The organism is Myroides sp. N17-2, assembly GCF_002286775.1.
Classification (GTDB): Bacteria; Bacteroidota; Bacteroidia; order Flavobacteriales; family Flavobacteriaceae; genus Flavobacterium.
This window is the reverse complement of sequence record NZ_NSGJ01000137.1, coordinates 1-314: the sequence shown is the minus strand read 5'-3', so window position 1 is coordinate 314 and position 314 is coordinate 1. Positions and strand designations below refer to the sequence as shown.

The following is a 314-nucleotide window of genomic DNA, read 5'->3' as shown; positions in this document are numbered from 1 at the left end:
TGTAGTATCGGTGAAGATGCCGATTACCCGCAGTGGGACGAAAAGACCCTGTGCACCTTTACTATAGCTTAGTATTGTTCTTGGATAAGTGATGTGTAGGATAGGTGGGAGACTGTGAAGTGGCGTCGCTAGGCGTTGTGGAGTCATTGTTGAAATACCACCCTTTGCTTATTTGAGATCTAACTCCATGATTATGGAGGACATTGCTTGGTGGGTAGTTTGACTGGGGTGGTCGCCTCCAAAAGAGTAACGGAGGCTTCTAAAGGTTCCCTCAGCACGCTTGGTAACCGTGCGTAGAGTGCAATGGTATAAGG

General features: G+C 47.8%; 1 rRNA gene. It reads left to right on the top strand.

Annotated elements, in window-relative coordinates:
* Nucleotides 1–314 (top strand): 23S ribosomal RNA (locus tag CF599_RS19420); the annotation flags it as partial.